Origin of the sequence: Bacillus sp. FCW2, assembly GCF_021228595.1 — a bacterium.
GTDB lineage: Bacteria > Bacillota > Bacilli > Bacillales > Bacillaceae > Bacillus > Bacillus velezensis.
In genome coordinates, this window is the sequence record NZ_CP089436.1 from 101 (window position 1) to 27,093 (window position 26,993).

The following is a 26,993-nucleotide window of genomic DNA, read 5'->3' on the forward strand; positions in this document are numbered from 1 at the left end:
GCCGGTCTAGCTCAATTGGTAGAGCAACTGACTTGTAATCAGTAGGTTGGGGGTTCAAGTCCTCTGGCCGGCACTCTAAATGATGGAGGGGTAGCGAAGTGGCTAAACGCGGCGGACTGTAAATCCGCTCCCTCAGGGTTCGGCAGTTCGAATCTGCCCCCCTCCACCATTTTATAAATAGGGGCATAGTTTAACGGTAGAACAGAGGTCTCCAAAACCTCCGGTGTGGGTTCGATTCCTACTGCCCCTGCCATTATATTATTTATTCATCTTCAGATTATGGCGGTTGTGGCGAAGTGGTTAACGCACCAGATTGTGGCTCTGGCACTCGTGGGTTCGATTCCCATCAATCGCCCCATATTATCATTGGGCTATAGCCAAGCGGTAAGGCAACGGACTTTGACTCCGTCATGCGTTGGTTCGAATCCAGCTAGCCCAGTTGCATTTTTTAAAAAACAACAGCATAAGATGTATTAAGTTCTTTTACATGTTGCGGAAGTAGTTCAGTGGTAGAACATCACCTTGCCAAGGTGGGGGTCGCGGGTTCGAATCCCGTCTTCCGCTCCAAATTACGGCGGCATAGCCAAGTGGTAAGGCAGAGGTCTGCAAAACCTTTATCCCCGGTTCGAATCCGGGTGTCGCCTTTCTATTGCCGGGGTGGTGGAATTGGCAGACACACAGGACTTAAAATCCTGCGGTAGGTGACTACCGTGCCGGTTCAAGTCCGGCCCTCGGCACCAATTTAACTTTGAACGAACTATGTTAAATTGGTCATCAATTTTCACATTATAAAACATATATGAGAGTGATTTGCATATTGCAGATCACTCTTTTTATATAATAAAAACGTAATGACTATCAATATAAGCTTTTTGCTTGTATCGTATATACTGCATTACCATTTAAAAAACTTTGCTAAAACCGTTGACGTTTTATGAAATACATGTTATATTTATATATGTCGGTTGAACACGACGCATTACATGCCGGTGTGGCGGAATTGGCAGACGCGCACGACTCAAAATCGTGTTCCTTCTGGAGTGCCGGTTCGACCCCGGCCACCGGTATAAAAAGGCTTCTACAATATGTAGAAGCCTTTTTTGTTGTATGAAAATATCCTCCAAGGCTTGTGAAAACATGATACCTGCTGATTGTATAAATCCGCTTTTTTCAAAGATACTAACAAGAAGTTCTTTGAAAGAGGTGTTTTTAGTGGAAGGGACTTGGGCTTGTCTTATCCCATTTATTCTGGTCATTCCCATTTCAATCATTACAAAGCAAGTGCAGTCCGGTCTGTTTGTCGGTTTGCTGGTCGGAAGCTATCTTTTGCATCCCAGCTTGCTTGGCGGGATTGAACATATGGTTCAATATGTAATCAGCAATATTGTCGTCACCAATAATATTAGAATCATTGTGTTTCTATATTCATTTGCCGGTCTTGTAGGGATTATAAAGCTGACCGGCGGGATAAAAGGATTCGTCCATTTGATCAGTAAAAAAGTTAAAACCAAAAAAGGTGCGATGCTGCTTGCATGGCTGTCGACATTTGGCACGTTCAGTGAACCGGACTTTCGCATCGTCACAATTGCACCGATCATGAAAGCGTTAAGCAAGCGTCTGGACCTGTCGAAACAGAAAATTGCGTATGCCATTGAATTTACGGCAAACCCTGTCATTGCCTTGATTCCGATAGCAACGGCATTTGTCGGCTACATGGTTTCCATTATCGGACAGGCCCTTAAAACGTCAGGAATAGATCAGCCGGCTTACACGGTGTATGTGAAAAGTATTCCTTTCAATTTTTTCTCCATTGTGATTATAGTAGTCGGAATTTATTACTGCTTTTTTAAGAAACAAAAAGCGGACGAAAGCTTAGAAAAAACAGAAAAGAGCGGACAAACTTCTGCTCGCAAACATAGCAAAAATACGGAACCGATTCCGCGGAACAGCGGTGTGTTGCTTTCAAAAGGCTCAGGTTCATTCAACATGGAAACAGGGACGATCTCAGATATTCACGGTGGACATACGGGAATGTTCGAAAGTGATGAGCATGCTGACCAGCAGGAGGAGCTGGATTCGGCTCACCGTGCTTATATTAAGGAAACACCGATTCGGCCTTGGAATTTAATCATTCCGATCGGTCTGTTTTTGCTATTAACACTCTTTCTCAGCTGGTGGGACGGTCATTCAAAAACACAAGGGTTTTTGAATGCTTTTATCAAAAGTGATATGCTTGGCGTCATGTTAACCGCATTATTGGCAGCAGTTATTGCAGCATTTGCTCTTTTTATGTTTCAGCGTTTTCATGCAGGCGAGCTTGTTACCCATTTTATTAAGGGCGGAAACGAATTGGTCAACGTTATTATTATGTTATCGCTGATTTGGGCCGTAACAGCAGTATCTGAAGATCTGGGATTCTCGAAATATGTTACTTCTCATTTAACGTCATGGATCCCTCATATGTTTATTGCGCCGTCTCTTTTTATACTGGGGGCTGTTATATCCTATTTTATCGGGTCATCCTGGGGGACTTGGGGGCTATTAATGCCGCTCGGCGTAACGCTGGCGGTTCAGTCACATACCAGCTTATTATTAGCGATCGGGGCTGTGTTTGCGAGCGGAACATTTGGAGCGTTTGCTTCTCCTCTCAGTGATAATACGGTGACAACCTGTACGGTGTTGGGGATCGATGTTGTGAAGTATGCCCGTTCGAAGCTTGTTCCGGCGCTTATCGCCGCAGGGATCTCCGTTGTGTTATACGGTGCGTTTTCATTTTTCAGATAACAAATACTTTTTGAAGGCGTTATCCGAAAATGGGATAACGCCTTTTTATGAGCTGTTATACTAGAGAAAAAAAGAGGTGATGACGTGAAGCAGATTATTGCAATGGGCGGCGGAGGCTTTTCCATGGAGCCGGATCATCTTGTGCTGGATCAGTATATTTTAGAGCAGTCGGCGCGGTCAAAGCCGAAAGTTTGTTTTTTGCCGACGGCAAGCGGAGATTCGGAGAATTATATCGGCAGGTTTTATCAGGCCTTTCAAAAGCTGCGGTGTGAGCCGGATCACTTGTCGTTGTTTAAACCGCCGGGTTCTGATCTCAGATCCTTTCTCATGAAGAAAGATATTATATATGTCGGCGGCGGAAATACGCGCAATATGCTTGTCTTATGGAAAGAATGGGGGCTTGACCGTATTCTTCGTGAGGCTTGGGAAAACGGCATCATGTTGGCGGGTCTCAGCGCCGGGGCGATTTGCTGGTATGAAGAAGGATTGACGGATTCAGCTGGAGATTTGAGAGAGTTAAGAGCTTTAGGATTTTTGCCGGGCAGCTTTTGTCCGCACTATGACGGAGAAGCGGGGCGCCGGCCGGTGTATCACCGTCTGATTTCAGAAAAGAAACTCAGGGAGGGCTATGCCGCTGATGACGGCGCTGCGCTTCATTATAAAGACGGTCAGCTGATCCGGGCTGTCTCTTCCCGGGAAACCGCAAAGGGTTATCGGGTTTTTAATACCGAAGAAGGCGTTCGGGAAGCAGAGCTTATGACTGTCCCGTTATCTGAATTTTGATAATATGCTTTTTTTTGTACACAACTTATGTTACGATGAGAGCGAAATCAATAGTTACTGGGGGTGCCCGTCTGAGCGGGCTGAGAGAGAAGCGGCGGCTTCTTAACCCTTTGGACCTGATCTGGTTCGTACCAGCGTGGGGAAGTAAAGGTTTTATTATTGTTGAAGAAAACAATAATAGTTTCTTTCTGACTGCAAAACCGGGTTCTTCTTTGAACCCGGTTTTTTTGTGCTGGTGCTGAGCTTGGTTCTGTTATTCAAATGATAAAGGAGAGATTTGTATGCAAAATCAATCAGTACAGCAAGCGAACATTTCCATTATGTCGAGTTTTTCCGGCAGTAAAAAGGTTTATGCAGAAGGTTCTTCGCCCGATATACGAGTGCCGATGCGGGAAATCAGCCTGAGTGCGACTACGGGGGCATTCGGGGAAGAGGAGAATGCGCCGGTCCGTGTTTATGATACGAGCGGGCCGTATACAGACCCGGATGTACAAATTGATATTCATGAAGGGCTGGGGGCGCTCCGCACAAAGTGGATTACCGGGCGCGGAGATGTAGAAGAATATAACGGACGGACCGTGAAGCCTGAAGACAACGGTTATAAAAAAGAGGGCCGTGCCGCCGAATACCCCGGCCTACAGCGAAAACCGCTTCGGGCCAAGCCGGGGAAAAATGTAACACAATTGCATTATGCGAGAAAAGGCATCATTACGCCGGAAATGGAGTTTATCGCAATTCGCGAGCATGTGTCTCCCGAATTTGTCAGGGAAGAGGTGGCGAGCGGACGGGCGATTATTCCTTCTAATGTCAACCACCCGGAAAGCGAGCCGATGATTATCGGCCGGAATTTTCATGTGAAAATTAATGCAAATATCGGCAACTCGGCTGTTACATCTTCTATCGAAGAAGAAGTCGAAAAAATGACGTGGGCGATTCGCTGGGGCGCCGATACGATGATGGACTTATCCACGGGAAAAGACATTCATACGACGCGTGAATGGATTATCCGCAACTGTCCCGTGCCTGTGGGGGCGGTGCCGATTTATCAGGCGCTTGAAAAAGTAAATGGCATTGCCGAGGATTTAACGTGGGACATTTATCGTGACACATTGATTGAGCAGGCGGAGCAGGGCGTGGATTATTTCACCATCCATGCCGGCGTACTGCTTCGTTACGTCCCGTTAACGGCCAAACGCACGACGGGAATCGTATCCCGCGGCGGGGCGATTATGGCGCAATGGTGCCTGGCTCATCATCAGGAAAGCTTTCTGTACACGCATTTTGAAGAAATTTGTGAAATCATGAAGACCTATGATATCGCTTTTTCACTTGGTGACGGGCTTCGCCCCGGTTCGATTGCGGATGCCAATGATGAGGCGCAGTTTGCGGAATTGGAGACTCTCGGAGAATTGACGGAGATCGCGTGGAAGCACGATGTGCAAGTGATGATCGAAGGACCGGGTCATGTGCCGATGCATAAAATTAAGGAAAACATGGACAAGCAGCTGGAAATTTGTAAAGAGGCGCCTTTTTACACGCTCGGGCCATTAACGACGGATATCGCTCCGGGTTATGACCACATTACTTCAGCAATCGGCGCGGCGATGATCGGCTGGTACGGGACGGCGATGCTTTGCTATGTCACGCCGAAGGAGCATTTGGGGCTGCCGAATCGTGATGATGTAAGAGAAGGCGTCATTACGTACAAAATCGCGGCACATGCCGCAGACCTTGCTAAAGGGCATCCGGGTGCACAGATCCGTGACGATGCTCTGTCTAAGGCGCGGTTTGAATTCCGGTGGCGTGATCAATTTCATTTGTCGCTTGATCCTGAAAGAGCAATCGAATATCATGATGAAACGCTGCCGGCTGAAGGCGCAAAAACGGCTCACTTCTGTTCGATGTGCGGTCCGAAGTTCTGCAGCATGAGAATTTCTCAGGATATTCGTGATTATGCGAAGGAAAACGGACTTACTGAAGACGAGGCCGTCAATGAAGGGCTGAAAGAAAAAGCAAAAGAGTTTGCGGAGAAGGGAAGCCGCTTATATCAATAAAAGAAAAGATGAAGATGGAGTTTGCCCATCTTCATCTTTTTTAGAAAAACGGTGAACGGCGAAGCGGCGGAATGCTCTGTTCAAATCGGAATATATTTTCCGGATCGTATTTCGTTTTGACTTGACGGAGGCGGTGAACATTTTCTCCGTAATATGTTTGCAGCCAGTTTCTGATTTCTCTATCAGGCCAATTCACGTAATCTCCCATCGTTTCTCTTGATAGAGACGTTCTCAGTCCTTCGATCCAGCGGACATTTTGTCTTTCTTCTTCAGCAGATGTCCAAGTTGTAATATATTCTTGGGCAATGATTGCGTTGCGATAGTAGAATGCCGTTTGGTCCGGAGCGATCCGTCCGGCCGCCCCGCCGAGAGATTGCTGCCAGACACTGGCGTTTTCGTTCGGAGCGTGCTCTAAATAGCGCTTTAAAGTGGAAATCGCGCGTGTAGATAATGGTTTTTCAATAAAGGATCCTGACCGCTTCATCTTTTGCGGCTGATTGCCTCCCGGGCTGTTAAAAAAGGCTGCCGCTTTAATAAATGGGACTGTCTTGACCATGCCGCTTGCCGGTTTTCCCGCTTTCATTAACGGAGCCAGCAGTTCTTTCAGCTCATCCTTTGTCCCGGTAAATTGACCGAGCGCTTCTATGCGGTTTACTTCCTTAGGCCAAAACTGAATTGATGAGGTAAGCCGGTTGTCTGTAAATGGAGCCCAGCGCTGCCATGTGTTAAATACTTCCTCAAAATCATCCCAGCCCCAAGTGACAGAAAAAACAGACACGCACGAGATCGGCACGGCTTTAAACATCATGGATGTGACAATGCCGAAGTTGCCTCCCCCTCCGCCCTGAGACGCCCAAAATAGATCAGAGTGCTTTGAGCGGTTGACTGTGATCAAGTCAGCACCCGCTTTTTCGTCCGCTATGATCATTTCGAGCTGGAGGAGACGATCGCAAGTAAGTCCGGCTGTCCTTGTTAAATATCCGATTCCTCCCCCGAGCGTCAGCCCCGTGATTCCCACATTCGCAATGGTTCCCGCCGGAAGGGTCAAGCCGTACCGCCAGAGTGTCCGGTAGACTTCTCCCAATTCGGCTCCCGCTTCAATCGAGACCAGCCGTGTATCCTCATTTACTCTTATTTTCTTCATTTCACTGAGATCAATGACTAGTCCGTTATTTAACAGGGAAAAATTTTCGTAGCTGTGTCTTCCGCCTCTGATACGGAAAGGCACATTGTTCTCACGCGCCCATCTCAGCGCATTGAGGGCGTCATGTTTATTTTGACAAAACACAATGATGTCTGGATATCTTTGCAGGCTTAAATTGATATTGGTTCTTGCAGCATTATAGTCCGGGTCATCTTTTTTGACGATGCGACCGGTCAATGTTGTCTTTTCCACATTCTCACTCACTTTCACTTGTACTCTGCTATGTTTTCTAGCATATGCGGAAAAATGAGAGAGTGTATGAGGAAAACCCCCGGAAGGAAACGATATTTTAAATTATAGTTGACAGGTAGGGATTATATGAATTAACATAATCATTACATATTTCCAAACGATGGCTGATCGGATCACCGAAGGCTCTTATCTTTTAAACAGATAAGGGCCTTTTTTGCGTGAAAGTCATTGAATGAAATGAAAAGCGGAGGGATGAAAAGTGGCGTTAAAAAAGGTATCACATGTGCGCAAAAAGAGCAAAAAACGAAAAAAGTACAGAAAACACACATTGAATTTCGAACTGCTTGTAGAGAAAAACAAACGGGAGATTATGAGAAATAAGGAACAGATGGAGCAGATTTATATAAAGATAGATGAAAAGCATGCGGGGGTTCGATAAAGATGAAGGAGAGAAAATGGAGGATAAAAACAACGGTACTCGCGCTGTCGGTATCCATCATGTTATCAGGGTGCGCGTTAGGGAGTGCCGGAGAAGAACCGTCATCTGCGGCTGATAAAAAGGAAGAAACACGTATCGCCCAAGTCAAGACAAAGGAATTTAAAGCTTCTCATCCGGCGGCGATTCCCGCTAAATCGAAAGCCAGAACTGACACTTTTGTTGCTGGGATTTCCGCGCCGGGCGGCGTGTTTCTGCCGTACTTTTACGAAAACGGCTGGGACGGAAATGCGACAGATCCTATTTTTGAACCGTTAGTCAAACTGGATAAAACGGGGAAGCCTGCCCCGGCTCTTGCGGAAAGCTGGAAAATTTCCAAAGATCAGCTTACATACACGTTCCGTTTAAGAAAAAATCTCGTTTTCAGCGACGGTTCACCATTGACCGCAAAGGATGCCGCATTCACTTTAACACTGCTGCATGATCCTGCATACGCGGGCTATGAAGATATCACCACGGCCTATATTAAAGGCGGTAAGGCTTACAAAGAAGGAAAGGCAAAGACGATAGAGGGCATACGCGTCCTTGATGACAGAACCATTCAATTACGACTGAGAAAGTCAGTGCGAAGTCGCTGCTTCTTTTAGGCGGGCAGGTGCTGTCAGAAGCCTACTACGGGAAGAAATATCAATTCGGCAAACTGGACTATTTAAAAGAGCTTTATGCCAAACCGCTCGGAGCGGGACCTTATCAATTTACAGAATACCTTCCGGGACAGGAAATACGTTATCAGGCTAATGAACACTATTATGCCGGAAAACCGAAAACGGAAAAGCTGATTTATAAAATTATCGATCCGTCAACTTCTCTTCAGCTGTTTGAAACGGGTGACCTTGATTACGCTTCTTTCTCACCTGATGATGATACGGTTCAGCATTTAAAAAGTCTCGGTTTTGCCAATATAAGCGTATCTGTCGTGAATGATTACGGGCTTGTGTACGTCAATCACAAGCGTCCGCCTTTTCAAGATAAGAAAGTGTCCCAGGCGCTTATTTACGGACTTGACCGTCAAAAAATCGTCGATGTCCGCTTTAAACGCTACGGAGAGGTCGCGAATGTTCCGGTGTCTCCGGTTTCGTGGGCTTATGATGACAAAGGTGTCAATCGGTACGCGTTTAACCCTGAAAAAGCCAAAAAGCTTCTCGATGAAGCGGGCTGGAAAACGGGCAAAGACGGTGTACGTGAAAAAAACGGCAAAAAGCTTGAAATCAGCTATTACACGTCTAAAGCGGATGATGATTTCATCCCGATCGCGAAAGAAAATTACGCGGACATCGGAATCTCATTAAAACCGGAAGTCATGGATTTTAATACAGAAGTAGCGAAAATAAATGACAAACAATACGACCTTGCCGCCGTTTCCACCTCGCAGATTCTTGATCCGAATGACACGGTGGAAAAGCTGGCTTCCGGCCATCCCAATAATGTAACGGGATATTCCAATCCGAAAGCGGACCGGCTGATAGAGAAAGGAGCCGGCACGCTTGATATCAGCAAAAGAAAAGAGATTTATCACCAGCTGTACCGGGAGCTCGGGGAAAACCCGCCTTACATTCTGATTCATTACCGTCAGAGCGCAAGGGCGGTCAGCGGAAAAATAAAAGGGCTTGAGCCTGACAATTATTCTGGAATCAGTTCAAGTCTCTCAAATGTCTCAATTCAATAGAACGGTTGGGCAAAATACCCGGTGCATCCTGGGGATTTTGCCCTTTCAGCGGAAAGGAGGGGCTTTTTATGAAACGGTATGCCGCAGAACGATTCATTCAAATGCTTGTGATCTTATTCGGTACGTCTTTTATTATTTTTTTCTTATTCGCCATGCTGCCGGGCGACTATATCGATTCCAATGTAAACCTGACTCCTGAAAGAGCGAAGGAGTTAAAAGCGCTTTACGGGCTGGATCAGCCGATTTGGCAGCGTTATGTGACGTGGCTCGGAAATGTGCTCAGCGGAGATTTTGGGTTTTCTTTGAAATATCAGGAGAACGTCCTGTCACTGCTTCGGAAATATGTCTGGAATTCGTTTTTTGTCGCGTTTTTGGCGTTGCTTGTCACATGGTCAGCCGCGATGATAACGGGTGTCATATCCGCTGTCAGGAAATACTCATGGTTTGACGGGATCGTGACGTTTCTTGTGTTTGCTTCCATGGCGTTTCCGTCTTTTTTTATCAGCCTTCTGTTTATTAAGTGGTTTGGGGTGGATTTGAAAATATTGCCCGTCGGCGGGATGATTGATACCGGAAGCACGAGTACAGGTTTTTCGTACGTGCTTGAAGCCGCCAGACATATGATTCTTCCGGTCGTGATTTTATCTATGCTCGGCATCGGCTCGCTGACAAGGTATTTCCGCTCCGGCATGCTGGACGTGATCAGACAGGATTATATCAGAACGGCGAGAGCGAAAGGATTGAAAGAGCGCACCGTCATCTGGAAACATGCGTTGAAAAACGCGCTCATTCCGGCCATCACCCTGCTTGCTTTTGAACTTCCGGGACTGTTTTCCGGAGCCATCATTATTGAACAGATTTTCGGGTGGCCGGGAGTCGGACGTATTCAGCTGGAATCTGTGCATTATCGTGATTATCCGGTTTTGATGGCGTTTACCTTGTTTTTGTCTTGTTTAACGATTGTGGGGAACTTCTTAGCGGATATCGCTTATGCCGCGGTTGATCCGCGGGTCAGGCTGAAATAGGGGGTGTTCGGAATGAAAAAACAAAAAGGGGTGCCGCCTTCTCTTTGGAAGCAGACGTACCGCCGCCTGCTGCAGCATAAGCTGACGGTCATCAGTCTTCTTTTCTTATGTTTTATGTTTTTATTGTGCTTTATCGGGCCGTCTTTTTCTCCGTACATAACAGATCGGACGGATATTTCAAATGCCAATCAGCAGCCGGGAATCCATCATTGGCTGGGAACTGACCAGTACGGGAGAGATGTGCTGACGAGGCTGATGCTGGCGGGGCAGATTTCTCTGACCGTGGGGCTTGCTTCAATGGTGATGTCGCTTGTCATCGGTTCTTTACTCGGGGCTGCGGCCGGATTTTATCGGGGAGCCGCAGATATGATCATTATGCGCATCGCTGATATGCTCATGTCCATCCCGGGCCTGCCGCTGCTTTTGATTTTGGCTGCGGTGATGTCGGAGTGGAAAGTGCCTTCTGAATACAGAATGTACCTGATTATGATGATGTTAAGCCTGATCGGATGGCCCGGTTTGGCGCGGCTTGTACGCGGACAGATTTTGTCGCTGAAGGAGCAGCCGTTTATGATGGCCGCGGAAGTTTTGGGGCTTAGTGATAAACGGAAAATCCTCTATCATTTGCTTCCCAATACATTGCCGTTATTACTGGTAGCGGCGACTTTGCATGTGGCGGGAGCGATGCTGAGTGAATCGGCGCTGAGTTTTCTCGGACTTGGCGTTGCTCCGCCCACACCTTCTTGGGGAAACATGATGGAAGCGGCGAATCATTTTATGGATTTTACACTCCGCCCGTGGCTGTGGATTCCGCCGGGAACGGCCATTTTTCTGACCGTTGTGGCGATTCATCTGCTTGGAGACGGTTTAAGAGACGCTTTTGATCCTAAGGTAAAACGGCAGGTGAAAGTGAAATGAAAAAACCGCTTTTAGAAGTAAGGCATTTGGAAACGGCTTTTTATACAGAGGAGGGGGCGGTAAAGGCTGTGGACGATGTCAGCTTTACGATACATGAGGAGGAAACGGTTTGTATTGTAGGGGAGTCCGGCTGCGGGAAAAGCATGGCGTCATTGTCCATTATGCAGCTTCTTCCCGAGACGGGGAGAATCGAACGGGGAGCGGTGCATTTTTCCGGACGGAACCTGTTGGAATTGAAACCAAAAGACATGCAGAAAATCCGCGGCAGCGAAATCGGGATGATATTTCAGGAACCGATGACATCTTTGAATCCGGTGTTTACAATCGGTGAGCAGCTGGCCGAACCGATTCGCGAACATTTGTTGCTGAGTAAGAAAGAAGCATGGCGGAAGGCCGTTGAACTGATCACGTTAGTGGAGATCCCGCATGCCGAGCAGGTTATGCACCGATATCCTCATGAGCTGAGCGGCGGCATGCTGCAGCGCATCATGACGGCTGTCGCGCTAAGCTGCGATCCGAAACTGATCATTGCCGACGAGCCGACGACAGCGCTTGACGTAACCATTCAGGCGCAGATATTGGATTTATTGCGGGATATGAAAAAGCAATTTCGCACGTCTATTTTATTCATTACACATGACCTGGGCGTGGTTGCTGAAATGGCTGATTATGTGATTGTCATGTATGCGGGAAAAATTGTGGAGGAAGGACCGGTTGCAAAGCTGTTTTCTGATCCGAAGCATCCGTATACGAAAGGGCTGCTCGCGGCCAAGCCGGTTATCGGTCAAAGAAGGGAGATGCTGTACACCATTCAGGGGCAGGTCCCCGAGCTTGCGGACCTGTCGGGATCGTCTTGTTATTTTGCGGAGCGATGTGAACACAGCACGGAAATATGCCGGAGATCGAGCCCGCATTTTACTGAATTCGGGAAGGGACATCAGGCGGCGTGCTGGCTTTACAGAGAGGAGAAAGCAGATGAGTGATGCGTTGCTGGAGGTCAAGGGGCTGAAAAAATATTACGAGGAACATGGGGGGATGAGAAAGACCCGCAAAAATCCCGTAAAAGCGGTCGACGGTGTCAGTTTTACGATAGGAAAAGGAGAAGTGTTCGGCTTAGCGGGAGAATCGGGCAGCGGAAAGTCATCAATCGGCAAGACCATTTTGAGGCTTCATGAGAAAACAGGGGGAGAGGTGTTTTTTCAGGGGCGTGATGTGTTTCGGATGAGCCGGCGCGAGCTCAAAACTTTCAGATCAGAAGCGCAGCTCATCTTTCAAGATCCGTTCAGTTCTTTAAATCCCCGGCGCCGGATCGGAGAAGCCATCGGTGAAGCGATGATCGAGCATCAATTGGCGGTGAAGCGGAATGCGCGTGATAAAGCGGCGGAGGTTCTTGAAGCCTGCGGGCTTTCCGCAAACTTTATCGACCGATATCCGCATGAATTTTCCGGAGGGCAGCGTCAGCGGATCGTGATTGCAAGAGCGATGGCGCTTAAGCCGCAATTTATCATTATGGATGAACCTGTGGCGGCGTTAGATGTCTCCATCCAGGCGCAGATGATCAATTTGTTCAGCAGCCTTCAAAAACAGCACGGGCTGTCATATTTGTTCATTTCTCATGATTTAAGCGTGGTGGAGCACTTATGTACGAAGGTCGCCATTATGTATTTAGGGACGATTGTGGAATACGCGTCAAAGGAGGAGCTCTTTTCACGGCCGCTTCACCCTTATACGAAAGCGCTGTTATCAGCCGTGCCTGTTCCTGATCCCGGAGCGAAAAGGGAGCGGATAATTTTAAAGGGTGATATACCGAGCCCCTCTGATCCGCCTTCAGGCTGTAAATTCCGAACGAGATGCCCGGCAGCCAAGAAGATATGTGCTGAGAAAAGTCCGGCGCTGTCAGAAAAAGGGCTTCATCATTTTGCGGCATGCCACTTCGTGTAATTGAGAAAAAAACGGTTTTATTGATAATAAACAGGAAAAACCTGCCGGGCAGACCGGCAGGTTTTTTGATGTTATTTTGGTGATGGCAGTCCGAGTCCTTCGGCAACGCGTCTGCCGTATTCAGGATCAGCTTTGTAGAAGTGGCCGATCTGGCGCAGCTTAATTTCTTCTTTTTCCACAGGTTTCATCGCACTGACGATATTGGCGACAAGGCGCGCGCGCTCTTCTTCGCTCATCAGGCGGTACAGGTCGCCGGCTTGTGTGTAATGATCATGATGATTATAGCTTACACTGTCTGCGAAACCTGATACAGGATATGCCGCCTGTTTATCTTCAGGTGACTCTTTCGGGCCGCCGAAGCTGTTAGGCTCGTAGTAGACGGAGCGGCCGCCGTTATCATCAAAACGCATTTGTCCGTCACGCTGATAGTTTTTCACTTCATTGCGGGAACGGTTGATCGGCAGCGCCTGATGGTTCGCGCCGACACGGTAGCGATGCGCGTCATGGTATGCGAACAACCGGCCTTGAAGCATTTTGTCAGGTGAGACGTCGACGCCGGGGACTAATGTGCCGGGAGAGAACGTCGCCTGTTCTACTTCCGCAAAGTAATTTTCCGGATTACGGTTCAGAACCATGCGGCCGACTTCGATCAGCGGATAGTCTTTTTGAGACCATACTTTTGTGACGTCAAACGGATCAAAGCGATATGTGTTTGCGTCTTCTAACGGCATGATTTGAACATATAATTTCCATGCGGGGAAATCGCCGTTTTCAATCGCGTTGAACAAATCTTCCGTATGGTAATCGGGATTTTCGCCCGCGATTTTTGCGGCTGTATTAACATCAAGGTTTTTCACGCCTTGCTCTGTTTTAAAGTGATATTTGATCCAGACGCCTTCGCCTTTATCATTTGTCCATTTAAATGTATGGCTTCCGAATCCGTGCATATGGCGAAGAGTCGCCGGAATGCCCCGGTCTGACATCAGAATGGTTACCTGGTGCAGGGATTCCGGTGACAGAGACCAGAAATCCCAAACGGCCGTCGGGTTTTTCAGATGTGTTCTCGGATCTCTTTTTTGTGTATGGATAAAGTCAGGGAACTTGATGGCATCGCGGATGAAGAACACGGGTGTATTGTTTCCGACGATGTCGTAGTTTCCTTCTTCTGTATAAAACTTAACGGCAAATCCGCGCGGGTCGCGCACTGTGTCACTAGAGCCCAGTTCGCCCGCAACGGTTGAGAAACGGATGAAGAGCGGCGTGCGTTTACCGACTTCTGACAGAAATGCGGCTTTCGTATATTTTGTAACGTCATTTGTGACTTCAAAATAACCGTGTGCGCCCGCGCCTTTTGCGTGAACGACACGCTCGGGAACACGTTCTCTGTTAAAGTGCGCCAATTTCTCAAGCAGATGGACGTCTTGTATTAAAGCAGGACCGCGATCGCCGGCCGTCATTGAGTTTTGGTTATCTCCGACAGGAGCGCCCCAGCTGGTTGTCAATTTATTTGAACTCATGTGATCACCTCTTTAGATTTATAAAAACATAATATCACCTATCATTAAAAAGTCAATATTATTTTATAATGATTATAAAATAATTATTTTTATTATCGAAAAAAGGGTTTGGGTTTGAAAGCATACTTGACTGACGGGAATAATGGGTTTAAGATGAGAAAAAATAGAAACCGCTGACTTGGACACAAGAGGCTCTTATTCTTCACTGGATAAGGGCCTTTTTTTATTGTCAGGCCGTAAGGGAGGCGGCGATTGTATGCTTTTCCGGCAGCATTTTAAACCTGTCGATATTCACGGTCATCTGCCGTACAGCCTTTATTTCGGCAAAAACAATAAGACATTTTCCGATTATAACCGGGAGCGGTCAGAAAGAATGAATCTGACTTGGGATTTTCCTGATCCGCATGATGTTGAGGGCGATGACGGCGAAATCGCTTTGATGACAAGATGGGAGAATGAATTAGATAAGTATGGCATTGACGTGCTGAATTTTTTAACAGCAGAGAGCAATGACCGGATGGCGGCGTTTATTCAAGCCAATCCCGCGAGATTTACCGGATTTGCATATCATCCTTTGGAGCGGGAGGATGCGTATGAAGAGCTGAAAAGAGCGGTAGAAGAGCTCGGTCTGAAAGGATATAAACTGTTCGGGCCGCTGACAGACATCGATTTTCATGATCCGTCGCTGAAAAAGCTGTGGACGTATTTAGCTGACAAAAGGCTGCCTGTATTAATTCACTTCGGGCTTTTAGGAAGAGCGGGGGGCATTGTCAGCCATCGCAACATCAACCCGCTCTCCATCTATCGCGTCGCGAGAGAGTATGCTGATATCCCGTTCATCATTCCGCATTTCGGCGCCGGATATTATCAGGAACTGCTGCAGCTGTGCTGGAGCTGCCCGAATGTGTATATTGACACGTCCGGCTCAAATCAGTGGATGAGGTGGATGCCGTACCCGCTTGATTTGGAAATTCTGTTTCGGAAGACATCTGAATTAATCGGTGCTGAACGGATCATCTTCGGGACGGATTCGAACGGATTTCCGAGAGGATATGTATACAGATATCTTCAGGAGCAGGTGAGGACCTGCCGGGAAATCAATATGCGGGAAGAAGATATAGAGAACATTTTCGGCAACAACGCGCGGACATTATTGAAAATCGCCCGCCAAGAAAAGGAAGTAAATACGTGATACAGCCGATGCGCTCTCTGGCAGGGTTATACCGGAGGGCGTATTTTAATCCTTATAAAAAACAGTTGACAAGTCGGAATAATTTGAATTAACATGATATTCAAATTTAAAAACAAACGGGTTGCCGATCGGACCGCCGAAGGCTCCCATCTCTGCAAGCAATCGGAGATGGGGGCCTTTTTGTTTTTCGATCGCACGCGGCAGAAAGAGAGGGGAAGACAGATGGCTGTAACCATCAGCATACAAGAAAAAGCTTTTGAGCATGAAGGCCGGAAAACGCCGGTGCTGAATGATATTGAGCTGTCAATTGCATCGGGAGAATTTTTGACTGTCATCGGGCCGAGCGGATGCGGCAAAAGCACGCTTTTAAAATTGATTGCCGGTCTTGATACCGATTATAAAGGCTCTGTCACAATAAACGGCCGCAATGTGTCGGGACCGGGCATCCGGCAGGGATTTATCTTTCAGGAGCACCGGCTGTTTCCCTGGCTGACGGTAAAACAAAACATCGCTGCCGATCTCAATATGAACGACCCGGCCGTTCGGAAAAAAGTGGATGATCTGATTGAGGTTGTCAGGCTGCAGGGAGCGGAGAACGCTTATCCGCGCGAATTATCCGGCGGCATGTCGCAGCGGGTTGCCATCGCCAGAGCCCTTTTGCGCGAGCCGGAGGTGCTGCTTTTAGATGAACCGTTCGGGGCGCTTGACGCTTTTACGAGGAAACATTTGCAGGATGTGCTGCTTGATATATGGCGCGAGAAAAAAACGACGATGATTCTGGTCACGCATGATATTGATGAATCCGTCTATTTAGGCGATAAGCTGGCGATCCTCAGGGCAAAGCCCGGCCGGCTGCACAGCCTGATGCCGATTCAGCTTCCGCATCCGCGCAATCGGACCTCAGCGGATTTTCAGGCCGTCCGGCAGAAGGTGCTTTCTGAGTTTGAGAAAACGGAAGACCTCCGGTTTGCGGATGGGTCCGGGATATAGAAGGGACGAAGTGAAGTGAAAAAAATCATCATTCTTTTAGCCGCAGCAGTCATGATGTCAGCCGGATGCAGTGCAGACAGGACAGGGGGGAGCGGGAAAACGGTGAAAGAAATCCGGATCGGCATCCAGCAGAGTTTAAGCCCGCTTCTCATTGCCAAGGAAAAAGGCTGGTTTGAAGAGGCCTTCAAAAAAGACGGAATAAAAGTAAAATGGGTCGAATTCCAAAGCGGTCCTCCGCAATTTGAAGGTCTTGCCGCCGATAAGCTTGATTTTTCCCAGGTCGGCAATTCACCGGTCATTTCCGGTCAGGCGGCTGGAATTGATTTTAAAGAGATCGGGCTGTCTCAGGACGGGTTAAAGGCAAACGGCATTCTCGTAAACAAGGGCAGCGGGATTCAGAGCCTGAAAGAATTGAAAGGTAAAAAAATCGCTGTAGCCAAAGGCAGCAGCGGCTTTGATTTTCTCTATAAAGCTTTAGATAAAGCGGGGCTTTCCGCCGATGACGTCACCATCATCCAGCTTCAGCCTGATGAGGCGGTTTCCGCTTTTGAAAACAAATCAGTTGACGCATGGTCCATTTGGGAGCCGTATTTGTCGATTGAAACGCTGCAGCACGGGGCGGAAATATTGGCGAACGGAGAAAGCACAGATTTATATTCTCCCGGTTTCACGTTAGTCAGAACGGGATTTTCCAAAGAACACCCGGATGAGGTTGTCCGTTTTCTGAAAGTGTTCAATAAAGCAGTTACATGGCAAAAGGAACACAAAGATGAAGCTGTCTCCTTATATGCGAAAATCAAACATCTTGATCCGAAAGTCGTCAGAAACGTGCTTAACAATACTGAGCCTCTCAATGAACCGATCAATGATGATATTGTCAAAGCCCAGCAGGAAACCGCTGATTTTCAATATCAAACAAAAGCGATTCATAAGAAAATTCATGTAAAAGACGTTGTCGACAATTCATTTATTAAAAAAGCGCTTGAAACGGGGGATGGCAAGTAATGAAAGCAGAAGCATCAACGGCTGCCGGCGCAATAAGCCAATCAGAAAAGAAAGCTCTGGCAAGATCCCGGAAGTATTCATACCAATGGATGAAGGGGGTTGTACTCCCGGCTGCGGTCATCGCAGTATGGCAGTTTATCGCAAGTCTGGGTATCGTCTCGGCCACGGTGCTCCCGTCGCCTGTCGTCATCTTGCAGACGTTTCAGGAACTTCTTCTATCAGGTGAGCTTTGGGGTCATTTAGAGATCAGCTTATACCGGGCGGCTGCCGGATTTCTGCTTGGCGCGGGCCTCGGACTTGTTTTCGGGCTGCTGGTCGGTTTCTCAAAGCGGACGGAAGCATATCTTGATCCGTCTCTGCAAATGCTCAGAACGGTTCCGCACTTGGCCGTGACTCCTCTGTTCATTTTGTGGTTCGGATTTGATGAGACATCAAAAATTCTGCTGATCGCATTGGGGGCTTTTTTCCCCGTGTACATTAATACGTTTCTCGGAATCCGCAGTGTGGACGCGAAGCTGTTTGACGTCGCGCGGGTGCTGGAATTTAGCTGGTATCAGCAGATGACGAAATTAATTCTTCCGGCATCTCTGCCGAATATCCTGCTCGGCATCAGGCTCTCTCTGGGCATTGCGTGGCTCGGTCTTGTGGTGGCGGAACTGATGGGCTCGAGCGAAGGCGTCGGTTATATGATTATGGATGCCAGACAATTTTCACAGACAAATAAGGTGTTTGTCGGCATTATCATTTTTGCGGCTGTCGGCAAGCTGACAGATGCATTGGTCAGAATGCTCGAACGGAAACTATTAAAATGGCGGAACAGTTATGAAGGGTAACCTATTAAAAAAGGAGAGATTCATATGGAGATTCTTTGGTTTATTCCGACGCATGGTGACAGCCGGTATTTAGGGACGCAAACGGGAGGGAGAACGGCGGATCATCTTTATTTTAAGCAAGTGGCACAGGCGGCGGACAGACTCGGGTATACGGGGGTTCTGCTGCCGACGGGGAGATCATGTGAAGACCCGTGGCTGACGGCTGCGGCTTTAGCGGGGGAAACGAGTGACTTGAAATTTTTAGTGGCGGTCCGTCCGGGACTGATGCAGCCGTCTGTCGCCGCGAGAATGGCGTCGACAATGGACCGGCTGTCAGACGGCCGTTTGCTCGTAAATGTCGTAGCGGGCGGAGATCCTTATGAACTGGCGGGAGACGGCATGTTTATCAGCCACGATGAACGTTATAAGGCGACTGAAGAATTTTTAACCGTCTGGCGCGGACTCATGCGGGGCGAAACGGTGACATATGAAGGGGACCATATCAAAGTGGAAAACAGCAATCTGCTGTTTCCGCCAAAACAGTCTCCGCATCCGCCATTATATTTCGGCGGTTCATCACAGGCGGGAATTGAGGCTGCGGCGAAACATACAGATGTCTATTTAACATGGGGAGAGCCGCCGGAGCAAGTAAAAGAAAAGATTGAAACCGTTAAAAAGCAGGCTGCCAAGGAAGGAAGGACAATGCGTTTTGGCATCAGGCTTCACGTGATTGTCCGGGAGACTGAGAAAGAGGCATGGGAAGCGGCTGAACGATTAATCAGCCATTTAGACGAAGAGACGATTGCGAAAGCGCAGGCTGCGCTCCGGCGCGCTGATTCTTCGGGACAAAAACGGATGGCCGATCTCCATAACGGTGACCGCTCGAAGCTTGAGATCAGTCCGAATCTCTGGGCCGGCATCGGACTGGTCAGAGGCGGAGCGGGCACGGCGCTTGTCGGTGATCCGCAGACTGTCGCTGCTCGAATTTTAGAGTATCAGGCACTCGGCATTGAGTCGTTTATCTTTTCAGGCTACCCGCATCTGGAAGAAGCTTATTATCTGGCTGAACTCGTGTTTCCGCTTCTGCCGTTTCAGAATGAACGGACTAAAAAGCTTGAGCGCAGACTGGGTGAAGCAATGGGCAACGACCATTTTGCAAGAGGAAATAAAGCGACAGTCTGATGCCGTCGCAAGGCGGATAATTGACGGCGGGCGCTTTCTGCGGATTCATTTCCGGGGAAATGCCGGCAGTGAAGGCGGGTATTCACCCGCCTTTTTAAGCGCTTAGCTTGCACGATGATCATATGGATGATATGATACAAAACGTAATAATTACGATTTGAGAGGAGTGCTGAAATGGCCAAAAAATCAAAAGTGATCAAAGAGCTCAAGCGGCAGAAGCTTGTTGAACAATATGCGGACATCCGAAGAGAATTAAAGGCAAAAGGAGACTGGGAAGCGCTGAGCAAACTGCCGCGTGATTCTGCTCCGGCCAGGCTTCATAACCGCTGTACGGTGACGGGGCGGCCCCGCGGATATATGAGAAAATTTAAATTGTCCAGAATCGCATTCAGGGAGCTGGCCCATAAAGGCCGGATTCCCGGGGTGAAAAAAGCGAGCTGGTAATGTAAAAAACTCCGGATCTGTCATGAACCGGAGTTTTTGCCGTGCTTATGAAAAGTGAAAACATAAGCCAAATGCTGAATCATCATCAGAATGAAAATTAAAAGAATCGGAAAAAAGGGAAGATGCGGCTGAATCAGCGGATAAAACAAAAGCAGAACGGCTGCGGCCGGCAATGAGAAGTAAACGGCGATATACGAGGAACGGCAAGCTTTAGCCGTCATCATTCGTTCTCTTTCATCCTGTTCCTCAAATTCATCGGGCACAAGCCTGTGCTTTTTGCCGTTTCGTTTTTTCTTTTCGGCATAGATATACAATGCGGCACAAACGGTAAACAGCAGAAACGGCGTGATATTCAGCTCAAATGAACCGCTCCCCTCCGTTTGGAAAAACTGGGCGATCCGCGGCGCCGCTTCCATAAAGGAAATAAGCGTCCAGCAGGCCAACCCGTAGAGTGCAAGGTGAAAACAAGCTTTTCTTTTCAAACTCATTTTTTCTCCTCCTCCAGCCAGAAAACTTCCTCCATCGGCAGGGAGAAAGCCCGGCAGATGTTAAGCGCCAATAAAAGTGAAGGCACATAATCTCCTTTTTCAATCGCTGCAATCGTCTGTCTGGTGGCACCGGCTTCTTTTCCGAGCGTTTCCTGAGAATAGCCGAATCTGGCTCTCAGCTCTTTTACTTTATTTTTCATCATCAGGCATACCTCAAGTTTTCTTCTTTTCATATTGTATGAGATTCTTAACAAAATGTAAACCCAACTTAACATGTGGACAAAAAAAGAATTTTTTTCGACAAATTTTTTAACATTCCCTTGACGAAAAAAAAATAAACATGTAATATTAGAAACGTCAAAGCGGTACTGACAAAAAAGAATTATGATGCGGGTGTAGTTTAGTGGTAAAACCTCAGCCTTCCAAGCTGATGTCGTGAGTTCGATTCTCATCACCCGCTCCATACATACGTTATTAACGCAGTGTTTCGTTTCTCTGATAAACGAAGTATTGCGTTTTTTTATGTGAAAAAAGACACGAAAGGCGTGTCTTTTTATGAAAGCCAAGAGACGGTATGCGTGCCTCCGTGAATTTGTTCAAACATTTTGGTTAAGGATGATAGCAGCTCATCCGCCGCGTCGGCATGAAATGAAGGCGGGAAAAAGATCAGCTGCAGCATTTTCTTTGTGCCGGTTGTTACAGGGCGGGTGTTGATATGTCCGGTAAGGCCGCCGAAAATGCCGCCAGAGTCGGAGAAAGCAAGTACGTGTTCTTTTTCTCCGATTGTAATCGAAATCGGTTCATCTATTTCTGCGGCGTCATACGCCATTATGGGCAATGAATATTTCAAGGAGAAAAAAAGTATGGTATCATGGGCTGAATTCACACTTTCAATGAATCGTTCCCGGGAAATATCGCCGAGCATAAGCTCCATCGGCGTTTTTTGTCCTGAAAAGGCGGGACTGAGCTGTTCCATCATACGCGCCCACTCTTTAACAAAAGGCTGCTCATCTATACCGCCGTCAGCATAATCAAAGTAAAGAGATTCTTGAAATAAACGGAGGCGGCCTTTCAGCATTTGCGGAGCAGGCCCGACTTCGATCTGTTCATATAAGACGGCTGCCGCTTTGATCCCCGGCACCCGTTCAGCAATAAGTGGATCTAAACTGATGTTCAAGTGTGTTCACTCCATTTCGGGATGATAAAACTCTATTATACCCGTGCGGGAGCCTGATCACAAAGAAAGGAGGCTGTGCAAAAAATGAATATTCATAAACTGAAAGAGGAATTAATCGAATACGCCAAAAGCATCGGAGTTGACAAAATCGGGTTTACGACGGCTGATACGTTCGACAGTCTGCGGGACCGGCTGATTCTTCAGGAATCACTCGGCTATTTATCCGGTTTTGAAGAGCCGGATATTGAAAAACGGGTTACTCCGTCTTTGCTTCTCCCGAAAGCCAAATCAATCGTCGCCATCGCCCTTGCTTATCCTTCCAAAATGAAAGATGCGCCGAGGAGCACGAGAGACGGGCGGCGCGGCATTTTTTGCAGAGCTTCCTGGGGGAAGGATTATCATGATGTGCTGCGGGAAAAGCTTGATCTGCTGGAAAATTTTCTCCAAAGCAAACATGAGGATATCCGCACAAAGTCAATGGTGGATACAGGAGAATTGTCCGACAGGGCCGTGGCTGAACGGGCGGGAATCGGCTTCAGCGCCAAAAACTGCATGATCACCACGCCTGAATACGGTTCTTACGTCTATCTGGCTGAAATGATCACCAATCTGCCCTTTGAACCGGATGTGCCGATTGAAGATATGTGCGGTACGTGCACAAAATGTTTAGACGCTTGTCCGACCGGCGCACTCGTCAATCCCGGACAGCTTAACGCCCAGCGCTGTATTTCGTTCCTGACCCAGACAAAGGGATTTTTGCCGGATGAGTTCCGCACGAAAATCGGAAACCGTCTGTATGGCTGTGACACGTGCCAGACGGTCTGTCCGATTAATAAGGGGAAAGATTTTCATCTTCATCCGCAGATGGAGCCTGATCCGGAAATCGCAAAGCCGCTGTTAAAGCCGCTTTTGACCATAAGCAACCGCGAATTCAAAGAAAAATTCGGACATGTATCGGGATCATGGCGCGGCAAGAAGCCGATACAGCGGAATGCGATTTTAGCTTTGGCTCATTTTAAAGATGCCTCGTCTCTTCCGGAATTAACGGCCTTGATGCACCAAGATCCGCGCCCCGTCATCAGGGGTACGGCCGCCTGGGCCATCGGGAAAATCGGTGATCCTGATTATGCGGAGGAATTAGAAAAAGCGCTTCAAAAGGAGCAGGATGAGGACGCCATACGGGAAATTGAAAAGGGACTGGAGCTGTTATCGGTTTCTGATAAGACTAAAACCGGCCGGTCCTGACATATGTATAGAGAAAAAGCACTTGGCCGGAGTTCAAGTGTTTTTTCTTTATAAAATCGTATGGTGGGTGGAGCGCTTGAAGCATATTATTGAAGATTTAGCGGAGGCCCGGCTTCATTATTTAATCAACGGAACTGAGATGAGGCAGAATGGGCAGGCCGGCGATCTTGAGGTCCTGACGAGAAAAAAAGAGCTGTTTGAAAAACGGAAAGTTGATATCGTGAAGGCGAAGGCAAAAGCCGTCATTGTCAAAAGCAGTCTTGAGGACGACGGCACGTTATGTGTCATGTACACGATTCATTTCGAATATTTGTGCAAGGAGCATGACGGACACCTTTACTTAGAAGAGCAGATTGAGGAACGGACTGCATTTCTCTATGATGAGCTTTTGATTAAAGACCGGGAAGTAAAGAAAAAACCGGCTGGATTTTCTGACGGAAACAGCGTAATTGAATATGAGCGGAGTGAACGGGAAGATTTCGGGCGGGCGTTTCAATACGACCGTCTGGCTGCCGTGCAGTACGCGGAGAAGTTTTGGAATAAACGAAATCCCGCTTATAAAAATTTCAGCGATAATTGCACCAATTTTATTTCCCAATGTTTACATGCCGGAAAAGCACCGATGCGGGGGCATCCGAACAGAGGCTCAGGCTGGTGGATGAAGGCAAGCTCGTGGAGCTACAGCTGGACGGTCGCGCATTCGATGAAGATGTATCTCGCCCAATCCAAGGCAGGGCTCCGCGCATTGCAAGTATCAAGAGCTGAAGAACTGATGCCCGGAGATATCATTTGCTATGATTTTGAAGGAGACGGCCGTTTTAATCATACGGCGATCGTGGTCGCAAAAGATAAAAGCAATATGCCGCTCGTCAATGCCCAAACGTATGACAGCAGAATGAGATATTGGTCATATGAGGATTCAACGGCGTATACTCCTTCCATCAGATATGCGTTTTTTCATATTACGGATGATACGACAAAAGAGTAATTAATGATATAATGGTGGGCGGAATAAAAAACAGAGGTGAACATCGTGGCATTACATGTCGTTTTATATCAACCCGAAATCCCGGCCAATACGGGAAATATCGCACGTACTTGTGCGGCAACAGACACAACGCTTCATTTGATCCGCCCGCTCGGATTCTCAACCGATGATAAAATGCTGAAGCGCGCCGGACTCGATTATTGGGAGTTCGTCAACGTCGTATATCATGATTCATTGGAAGAATTATTTGAGGCATATGAGAACGGAAAGTTTTTCTTCATTACAAAATTCGGCCAAAAGCCGCACACATCATTTGATTACTCAAATACGGAGGAAGACTTTTTCTTCGTATTCGGCAGAGAAACGAGCGGACTTCCGAAAGAATTGATCGAAAACAATATGGACCGCTGCCTGCGTCTGCCGATGACCGAGCATGTGAGATCATTAAACCTGTCCAACACGGCCGCGATTCTTGTATATGAAGCGCTGCGCCAGCAAAATTACAGAGATTTGACGTGAGAAAAAACGCCCGCATCCGGGCGTTTTTTTATTGAATAAAAAGACGGGCAGCAGCGGTTCACGGCATTTTTATATTTTCAGGCTTAACAACGTAACAGTGTTATGTTACAATACATTCATCGAAGGAGCTGGATTCATGGAGGAGCAACTGATTTCTAAAAAAGAATTGCTGGAAGAAACATCAATTTCATACGGGCAGCTGTACCGGTGGAAACGGAAAAATTTAATTCCTGAAGAATGGTTTATCCGAAAATCGACGTTTACAGGCCAGGAAACATTTTTTCCGAGAGCGGAAATATTAAAACGCATCTCAAAAATACAGAAAATGAAAGAAAATCTGTCTCTGGATGAAATGAGAGAAATGCTATCTCCGCAAATGACTGATGTCAATATAACGTCTGCGGAACTGCTTCAAAAGGGACTGATTTCAAAAGCCGCGCTGCAAGTTTATGGCGAAGACGGCGTGACATTCACGTCCCGCGCGCTGCTGTCTTTATATGTGCTTGAAGGGCTTTTGCAATCGGGCAATATCAGCCTTGAGGAAGGAAAATTGGCGGCAGGGGTGCTGAAAACGTATGAGGCTTCCGAGCTGAAAGCGAATACGGAGCTTGTCATGCTCCGAAAGCTTGGCGTAACGACGTGCTTCATCGCAGACGCGGAACATATTTTGTTTGAACCGACTGTCAAAGTGGTTGAACGGGTGGCGCTTGCTGCGGCATCGGAAGAATTAAAAACGAAATGGATGCAGGAGGACCATCAATGGAAGTAACAGATAAATTAATCATCAACGGTTCAGGAAGTTCAAAAGGAGGCCGTTTTCATACAGTGGAGATCAACGGAAGCGGCACGGTGTCAGGTGATGTGGAGTGCGCGAGCTTTTTGTTTAACGGCAGCGGAAAAACAGACGGACATGTCAAGACGCAAACACTGACGATCAGCGGTTCGGGGAAAATTTCCGGCAGTGCCGAAGCTGAATCCATCCGTATCAACGGAACGGGTGTCATTAAAGGTGATGTCAAAACGGAGCGGCTGAACGTCGCGGGATTTTCATCTTTCGGCGGCGGTGTGAAAGCTGATGATATTTTCATATCCGGGAAAGCCGGGATTGAAGGCGATTGCGAGACAGAGACGTTCCGTTCGGAAGGCAAATGCAAGATCGGCGGCCTGCTGAATGCCGATGAAGTCAGTATTAAGCTGGCGGCGGGAGAAAGCCGGGTGAAAGAAATCGGCTGCCGCCATTTGAAAGTGATGAGCAGAAAGAGCGTGCTTACGCGTTTTAAGCTGATGCCGGCCCCGGTGCTGACAGCGGAGCTGATTGAAGGTGACATCATTGAATTGGCGGACACGAACGCGAAGACAGTCCGCGGAAATCATGTGCGGATCGGCGCAGGCTGCACCATTGGGACTGTGGAATACAGCGGCGATTTTACATGTGATCCTTCCGCTTTGGTTAACAAAGTCGTGAAACGATAGGAGGAACTGCGATGGAAACGACAAAAAAATTGAGTCATTTAAAAATGTACGGAGCCGGACACGCCTCCGGCGGCTCCTACCAAAATGTAAGCATTAAAGGGGAAGGAACTGTCGGCGAAGGACTTCAAAGCGAACGCTGCCGGATATTCGGTACGGGACTTTTTCTCGGAGATGCCGAGATCAACAGGCTGAAAATTTTCGGAGAGCATGAAGTTGCAGGAGATTTATCAGCACGTTCAGCAAATGTGATGGGCACATTGAAAGTCGGCGGCTCCATGCGTTTCGCCACGATGAGGCTGAAAGGACTTGCTGAAATTGGCGGCGGGGCCGCGGGAGAGCAGTGTCATATAAAAGGCAGTCTCACAGTCGGCGGCGATTGCGAGACGGAGCTGCTTCATGTAACAGGATGTATCAATGTGGCGGGATTGTTAAACGCGGGGGACGTAAACATCCATTTGCGTTATGACCGAAGCCGCGTGAAAGAAATCGGCGGCACATCGATCACCGTCAGACGGAAACCCGGTTTTCTTAAACGGAAAGCCGGCACGCTTTCTGCTGAATTGATCGAAGGGGACGCAATTTACCTCGAATACACGGAAGCGGACATCGTCAGAGGAAAGCATGTGGAAATCGGCCCGGGCTGCAAAATCGGAAAAATCGAGTATCAAACAAGCTGCAAATCTCATGAAAAATCAACAGTCCAAGAACATATTCAAATGTGAAACATTGTTATGTTGTACAGGAAAGGGTGCTCTTGATGAAGAGCACCCTTTTGCCGTTATTTGTTTTCAGGTTTGCTGTCGTAACCCGCCGTAAAAATGGATACTAAAAAAGTGAGAATGACCCCAAGTAAAATGATCGTTTTCATCATTTCTCCTCCTCTTTGCTTTTCCATTTG

Annotated in this window: 25 protein-coding genes, 10 tRNA genes, 1 pseudogene and 1 riboswitch; of the genes and pseudogenes, 31 read left to right on the top strand and 5 right to left on the bottom strand. The window is 47.6% G+C overall.

The genetic code is table 11. The features are described from left to right. The 12 genes from K3G25_RS00005 (at position 1) to thiC (ending at position 5,621) form a co-directional block, all read left to right on the top strand. Positions 1 to 73 (top strand) — tRNA-Thr (locus K3G25_RS00005). Positions 74 to 84: 11 nt separating this feature from the next. Next, a tRNA-Tyr gene (locus tag K3G25_RS00010) sits at positions 85 to 169 on the top strand. Positions 170 to 179: 10 nt separating this feature from the next. Then, positions 180 to 253: transfer RNA gene (locus K3G25_RS00015), tRNA-Trp, on the top strand. Between the two features lie 29 nt (positions 254 to 282). Continuing rightward, a tRNA-His gene (locus K3G25_RS00020) sits at positions 283 to 358 on the top strand. Positions 359 to 367: 9 nt separating this feature from the next. After that, a tRNA-Gln gene (locus K3G25_RS00025) sits at positions 368 to 439 on the top strand. Positions 440 to 492: 53 nt separating this feature from the next. Next, a tRNA-Gly gene (locus tag K3G25_RS00030) sits at positions 493 to 567 on the top strand. Positions 568 to 573: 6 nt separating this feature from the next. Then, a tRNA-Cys gene (locus K3G25_RS00035) sits at positions 574 to 644 on the top strand. Between the two features lie 7 nt (positions 645 to 651). Continuing rightward, a tRNA-Leu gene (locus K3G25_RS00040) sits at positions 652 to 740 on the top strand. 245 nt (positions 741 to 985) lie between these two features. After that, positions 986 to 1,067 (top strand) — tRNA-Leu (locus K3G25_RS00045). Between the two features lie 145 nt (positions 1,068 to 1,212). Then, positions 1,213 to 2,784, top strand: a complete 1,572-nt coding sequence (locus tag K3G25_RS00050; protein ID WP_232489510.1) for a Na+/H+ antiporter NhaC family protein — start codon at positions 1,213 to 1,215, stop codon at positions 2,782 to 2,784. A gap of 84 nt (positions 2,785 to 2,868) precedes the next feature. Beyond that, on the top strand, positions 2,869 to 3,567 hold the full coding sequence (locus K3G25_RS00055; protein ID WP_061861996.1) for a Type 1 glutamine amidotransferase-like domain-containing protein: 699 nt from the start codon (positions 2,869 to 2,871) through the stop codon (positions 3,565 to 3,567). A gap of 49 nt (positions 3,568 to 3,616) precedes the next feature. Next, positions 3,617 to 3,727: riboswitch (TPP riboswitch) on the top strand. Positions 3,728 to 3,848: 121 nt separating this feature from the next. Continuing rightward, on the top strand, positions 3,849 to 5,621 hold the full coding sequence (thiC, locus tag K3G25_RS00060) for a phosphomethylpyrimidine synthase ThiC (RefSeq protein WP_029973241.1): 1,773 nt from the start codon (positions 3,849 to 3,851) through the stop codon (positions 5,619 to 5,621). Positions 5,622 to 5,661: 40 nt separating this feature from the next. Here the strand turns inward: thiC and K3G25_RS00065 are convergent, their stop codons facing one another. After that, a complete protein-coding gene (locus K3G25_RS00065; RefSeq protein WP_029973240.1) occupies positions 5,662 to 7,017 on the bottom strand; it encodes an FAD-binding oxidoreductase in 1,356 nt (451 codons plus the stop codon). Between the two features lie 259 nt (positions 7,018 to 7,276). On the opposite strand from K3G25_RS00065, the gene K3G25_RS00070 reads away from it, so the two are divergent. The 6 genes and pseudogenes from K3G25_RS00070 to K3G25_RS00095 all read left to right on the top strand — a co-directional run bounded on the left by K3G25_RS00070 (position 7,277) and on the right by K3G25_RS00095 (position 13,063). After that, the gene (locus tag K3G25_RS00070) at positions 7,277 to 7,456 is read left to right on the top strand and encodes an FbpB family small basic protein (RefSeq protein ID WP_021494877.1); all 180 of its coding nucleotides are present in this window, start codon (positions 7,277 to 7,279) and stop codon (positions 7,454 to 7,456) included. 2 nt (positions 7,457 to 7,458) lie between these two features. Then, positions 7,459 to 9,179: pseudogene (locus tag K3G25_RS00075) on the top strand (ABC transporter substrate-binding protein). 68 nt (positions 9,180 to 9,247) lie between these two features. Continuing rightward, positions 9,248 to 10,204 carry an ABC transporter permease gene (locus tag K3G25_RS00080; protein WP_007610211.1) on the top strand — a complete coding sequence of 319 codons (957 nt, stop codon included), beginning with the start codon at positions 9,248 to 9,250 and terminating at the stop codon, positions 10,202 to 10,204. Positions 10,205 to 10,216: 12 nt separating this feature from the next. Next, positions 10,217 to 11,122 (top strand): oligopeptide ABC transporter permease, encoded by a 906-nt coding sequence (gene opp4C, locus K3G25_RS00085; RefSeq protein ID WP_017417311.1) that lies wholly within the window; start codon positions 10,217 to 10,219, stop codon positions 11,120 to 11,122. Then, entirely contained in the window at positions 11,119 to 12,105 is a 987-nt protein-coding gene (locus tag K3G25_RS00090; protein ID WP_014417252.1) for an ABC transporter ATP-binding protein, read from the top strand. The genes opp4C and K3G25_RS00090 overlap by 4 nt, the downstream gene beginning before the upstream one ends. Further along, on the top strand, positions 12,098 to 13,063 hold the full coding sequence (locus K3G25_RS00095) for an ABC transporter ATP-binding protein (RefSeq protein WP_014417253.1): 966 nt from the start codon (positions 12,098 to 12,100) through the stop codon (positions 13,061 to 13,063). Before K3G25_RS00090 ends, K3G25_RS00095 begins: the two co-directional genes overlap by 8 nt. A gap of 71 nt (positions 13,064 to 13,134) precedes the next feature. Here K3G25_RS00095 and katA read toward each other — a convergent pair whose 3' ends face one another. Next, complete coding sequence (gene katA, locus K3G25_RS00100; RefSeq protein WP_003155420.1) at positions 13,135 to 14,580, bottom strand: catalase KatA; 1,446 nt, start codon at positions 14,578 to 14,580, stop codon at positions 13,135 to 13,137. Between the two features lie 256 nt (positions 14,581 to 14,836). Here katA and K3G25_RS00105 point away from each other — a divergent pair, with 256 nt between their 5' ends. The 6 genes from K3G25_RS00105 (at position 14,837) to rpsN (ending at position 20,205) form a co-directional block, all read left to right on the top strand. Further along, the gene (locus K3G25_RS00105) at positions 14,837 to 15,772 is read left to right on the top strand and encodes an amidohydrolase family protein (protein ID WP_095284601.1); all 936 of its coding nucleotides are present in this window, start codon (positions 14,837 to 14,839) and stop codon (positions 15,770 to 15,772) included. A 222-nt stretch (positions 15,773 to 15,994) separates the two neighbouring features. Then, entirely contained in the window at positions 15,995 to 16,762 is a 768-nt protein-coding gene (locus K3G25_RS00110) for an ABC transporter ATP-binding protein (RefSeq protein ID WP_014417255.1), read from the top strand. Between the two features lie 15 nt (positions 16,763 to 16,777). Next, positions 16,778 to 17,767, top strand: a complete 990-nt coding sequence (locus tag K3G25_RS00115) for an aliphatic sulfonate ABC transporter substrate-binding protein (RefSeq protein ID WP_208480219.1) — start codon at positions 16,778 to 16,780, stop codon at positions 17,765 to 17,767. After that, positions 17,767 to 18,600, top strand: a complete 834-nt coding sequence (locus K3G25_RS00120) for an ABC transporter permease (protein ID WP_021494885.1) — start codon at positions 17,767 to 17,769, stop codon at positions 18,598 to 18,600. Before K3G25_RS00115 ends, K3G25_RS00120 begins: the two co-directional genes overlap by 1 nt. A gap of 24 nt (positions 18,601 to 18,624) precedes the next feature. Then, a complete protein-coding gene (gene ssuD, locus K3G25_RS00125; RefSeq protein WP_017417315.1) occupies positions 18,625 to 19,761 on the top strand; it encodes an FMNH2-dependent alkanesulfonate monooxygenase in 1,137 nt (378 codons plus the stop codon). Positions 19,762 to 19,935: 174 nt separating this feature from the next. Further along, the gene (rpsN, locus tag K3G25_RS00130) at positions 19,936 to 20,205 is read left to right on the top strand and encodes a 30S ribosomal protein S14 (RefSeq protein WP_007610245.1); all 270 of its coding nucleotides are present in this window, start codon (positions 19,936 to 19,938) and stop codon (positions 20,203 to 20,205) included. 20 nt (positions 20,206 to 20,225) lie between these two features. Here rpsN and K3G25_RS00135 read toward each other — a convergent pair whose 3' ends face one another. Both K3G25_RS00135 and K3G25_RS00140 read right to left on the bottom strand, forming a co-directional pair. After that, on the bottom strand, positions 20,226 to 20,693 hold the full coding sequence (locus tag K3G25_RS00135) for a hypothetical protein (protein ID WP_012117138.1): 468 nt from the start codon (positions 20,691 to 20,693) through the stop codon (positions 20,226 to 20,228). Next, on the bottom strand, positions 20,690 to 20,893 hold the full coding sequence (locus K3G25_RS00140) for a helix-turn-helix transcriptional regulator (RefSeq protein ID WP_003155407.1): 204 nt from the start codon (positions 20,891 to 20,893) through the stop codon (positions 20,690 to 20,692). The genes K3G25_RS00135 and K3G25_RS00140 overlap by 4 nt, the downstream gene beginning before the upstream one ends. A 189-nt stretch (positions 20,894 to 21,082) precedes the next feature. Between K3G25_RS00140 and K3G25_RS00145 the strand changes: the two genes are divergently transcribed. Further along, positions 21,083 to 21,156: transfer RNA gene (locus tag K3G25_RS00145), tRNA-Gly, on the top strand. 90 nt (positions 21,157 to 21,246) lie between these two features. Here the strand turns inward: K3G25_RS00145 and K3G25_RS00150 are convergent. Continuing rightward, entirely contained in the window at positions 21,247 to 21,870 is a 624-nt protein-coding gene (locus tag K3G25_RS00150; RefSeq protein ID WP_022552809.1) for a hypothetical protein, read from the bottom strand. An 84-nt stretch (positions 21,871 to 21,954) separates the two neighbouring features. Here K3G25_RS00150 and queG point away from each other — a divergent pair, with 84 nt between their 5' ends. From queG to K3G25_RS00180, 6 genes are all read left to right on the top strand, one after another. Next, on the top strand, positions 21,955 to 23,115 hold the full coding sequence (gene queG, locus K3G25_RS00155) for a tRNA epoxyqueuosine(34) reductase QueG (RefSeq protein ID WP_029973233.1): 1,161 nt from the start codon (positions 21,955 to 21,957) through the stop codon (positions 23,113 to 23,115). 76 nt (positions 23,116 to 23,191) lie between these two features. Next, positions 23,192 to 24,103: an amidase domain-containing protein gene (locus K3G25_RS00160; RefSeq protein WP_029973232.1), complete on the top strand. Its 912-nt coding sequence runs from the start codon at positions 23,192 to 23,194 to the stop codon at positions 24,101 to 24,103. A gap of 36 nt (positions 24,104 to 24,139) precedes the next feature. Further along, entirely contained in the window at positions 24,140 to 24,622 is a 483-nt protein-coding gene (gene trmL, locus K3G25_RS00165) for a tRNA (uridine(34)/cytosine(34)/5-carboxymethylaminomethyluridine(34)-2'-O)-methyltransferase TrmL (protein WP_007610253.1), read from the top strand. A 136-nt stretch (positions 24,623 to 24,758) separates the two neighbouring features. Beyond that, positions 24,759 to 25,391 carry a YhbD family protein gene (locus K3G25_RS00170; RefSeq protein WP_015417094.1) on the top strand — a complete coding sequence of 211 codons (633 nt, stop codon included), beginning with the start codon at positions 24,759 to 24,761 and terminating at the stop codon, positions 25,389 to 25,391. Next, positions 25,382 to 26,095 (top strand): polymer-forming cytoskeletal protein, encoded by a 714-nt coding sequence (locus K3G25_RS00175; protein WP_029973228.1) that lies wholly within the window; start codon positions 25,382 to 25,384, stop codon positions 26,093 to 26,095. The genes K3G25_RS00170 and K3G25_RS00175 overlap by 10 nt, the downstream gene beginning before the upstream one ends. An 11-nt stretch (positions 26,096 to 26,106) precedes the next feature. Beyond that, entirely contained in the window at positions 26,107 to 26,817 is a 711-nt protein-coding gene (locus tag K3G25_RS00180) for a hypothetical protein (protein WP_014417267.1), read from the top strand. The last annotated feature ends 176 nt before the right edge of the window (positions 26,818 to 26,993 follow it).